General features: G+C 74.4%; 3 protein-coding genes. 1 reads left to right on the top strand and 2 read right to left on the bottom strand.

Annotated features, from left to right (window positions below):
• A partial coding sequence (locus tag DQW06_RS15200; protein ID WP_232833028.1) for a hypothetical protein occupies positions 1–606 on the top strand: 606 nt, incomplete at its 5' end.
• 25 nt (positions 607–631) lie between these two features.
• Here DQW06_RS15200 and DQW06_RS15195 read toward each other — a convergent pair.
• Together DQW06_RS15195 and DQW06_RS15190 are read right to left on the bottom strand one after the other, a co-directional pair.
• Positions 632–886: a hypothetical protein gene (locus DQW06_RS15195; RefSeq protein ID WP_117198735.1), complete on the bottom strand. Its 255-nt coding sequence runs from the start codon at positions 884–886 to the stop codon at positions 632–634.
• Between the two features lie 332 nt (positions 887–1,218).
• Positions 1,219–2,173 (bottom strand): bile acid:sodium symporter family protein (locus tag DQW06_RS15190; protein ID WP_157983450.1); only part of this gene is annotated, 955 nt, incomplete at its 5' end.

Raw genomic sequence — 2,173 nt, 5'->3', positions numbered from 1 at the left:
CCCGCGTCCGAAGGGGTGGCCGTGTCCGGGCGGACCGGAGGCGGCGGGGAGGGGCGCATGGGCTGGCGGAGGGCTTGGTCGGGAGACATCGGACTTCTGTCACCGGGGAGGGCGTTCGTCGTGTTCCTGGCCAGCGCCGCGCTGGCCTGCGCGTTCATCCCGGTGTCGGTTCGGTTCTCAGGCCATGAGCTGCGGGCTCTGGGAGCCGCCTACGGCTGGACCGGGCAGGAGGGCGTCCTTGAGGTCACCGAGTCGGTGCCCCTCCCGGAGGGAGGCTCGCTGTGCCTGGGTGTCTTCCGCTCCGCGGACGGCGGCCCCGTGCGGACCGGCGTCCACCTGTACCTGTCGGGACCCTGCGAGGCGGGGCGCGTGGAGGCGGCCCGCCTCGTCCCCGGTGAGCCGTCCTGGATGGTGACCACGGAGCAGGACCGCGCCTACGCGGGCGCGGGGTTCGGGAGCGGCGTCGCCACATCGGTCCTCGTGTTCGTCCTCGTCAACCTCTTCTTCCTCGGACTGGGTCTGGTGTTCGCCCAGGGCGCGTTGGCCCTGGGCACCGCGCTTCTGAGGAGGGCGTGGCTGCGCCGGGGCGCGCCCCCGAGACCGTGAGACCCCTGCGAAGGGGGCGCGGGCGTCAGTCGTAGGAGCAGCGGGGGTGCGGGATGATCCCGCGTTCGGGCCTGCGGGGGCGCGGGCAGCGGCCGCGCACGCGGTCGCGGAGGGCTTTGCGGCGCGGGTCGGCCTCCGCGGCGGGTGCGGTGACGGGCGTGGTGTGCGCGGGAGGAGCGCACGGCGAAAGGAGGACGTGGGGGTTTCCCAGCGCGGCGGTGAGTGCGAGTGCGAGGAGTCCGGAGCAGGGGCGCAGGAACCGACGGTGTCGCTCGGGCATGGGCACCAGCCTGCCAGCCGTCGCCTTGTGCGGTGATCCGATCACGCGAAGAGAGGCGTCCGGTTCAGGCCAGGGACCGCACGTGTGAACCGTGTTGTGCCCGGGTAACCGGTTCGGTCGGTGAGGCGGGAGCACACGGTCCCGGGGCGAACCGGGGCGGCGCTCGCCGCGTCCCCGATGTGGCCGCGCCCGGAGCGGGCGCGGGTGGCGAGGAGGAGGACGCGGGCGGGAGGAGGCCTTGGCCGAGGGCTGGCGGCGACCCGGCCACCGGGACAACGGCCCCGGCGCGAGGCGGCGTCCTCGGGCCGGGGCAAGTCGGACGGGGTGCGGGCTCAGGCCCCGGTCGAGCCCTCCGTGCCGCTCCCCGTCGGCTCGGACTCGGCCGGGACGTCCGCGGGCGGGCGGCGGGCCCAGTAGGTGGCCACGAGCGCGCCGGAGATGTTGTGCCAGACCGAGAACAGGGCGCCGGGCAGGGCGGCGAGCGGGGCGAAGTGGGCGGTCGCCAGGGCCGCGGCGAGACCGGAGTTCTGCATCCCCACCTCGACGCTGACCGCGCGGCGGGCGGTCTCGGGCAGCTTGGTGACCACGCCGAGCAGGTAGCCGAGCGTCAGGCCCAGGGAGTTGTGCAGCACCACGGCCAGGGCGACCAGGAGGCCGGAGGAGAGCACGGCGTCGGCGTTGGCGCCCACCACCGCGGCGACCACGACGACGATGCCGAGGACGGACACCAGCGGCAGGACGGGCAGGACCCTCTCCACGAACCGTCGCGCGGCCATGCGCAGCAGCAGTCCGGCCAGGACCGGGACCAGGACGACCTGGAGGATGGAGACGAACAGGTCGCCGGCGGCGACGGGCAGGGTGGAACCGGCCAGGGCCAGGACCAGGAGCGGGGTCAGCACCGGGGCGAGCAGGGTGGAGATCGAGGTCATCGCCACCGACAGGGCCACGTCGCCGCGGGCGAGGTAGACGATGACGTTGGAGGCGGTGCCGCCGGGGGAGGAGCCGACCAGGATCATGCCCACCACGAGCAGCGGCGGCAGGTTGAGGAGGTGGGCGATCCCCCAGCCCAGCAGCGGCATGACCGTGTACTGGGCCAGGACGCCGAGGACGACGGCCTTGGGATGTCTGGCCACGATCGCGAAGTCCACGGGGCGCATGGTGAGCCCCATGCCGAACATGATCACCCCGAGCAGCAGGGAGATGTAGGGGGCGAGGAGGGCGGCCTGCCCGGGGGCGGCCAGGCCCGCGATCCCTCCGGCGAGGACCAGCAGGGCGAACCACCTGCCG

The organism is Nocardiopsis sp. TNDT3, from assembly GCF_003427465.1.
Classification (GTDB): domain Bacteria; phylum Actinomycetota; class Actinomycetes; order Streptosporangiales; family Streptosporangiaceae; genus Nocardiopsis; species Nocardiopsis dassonvillei.
The sequence above is the reverse complement of the archived record's forward strand: the minus strand, read 5'-3'. Positions and strand labels throughout refer to the sequence as shown.

Bases quoted from the DNA above. Each gene is read 5' to 3' on its own strand.
- DQW06_RS15195 (WP_117198735.1), bottom strand. From the start codon at position 886: ATGCCCGAGCGACACCGTCGGTTCCTGCGCCCCTGCTCCGGACTCCTC.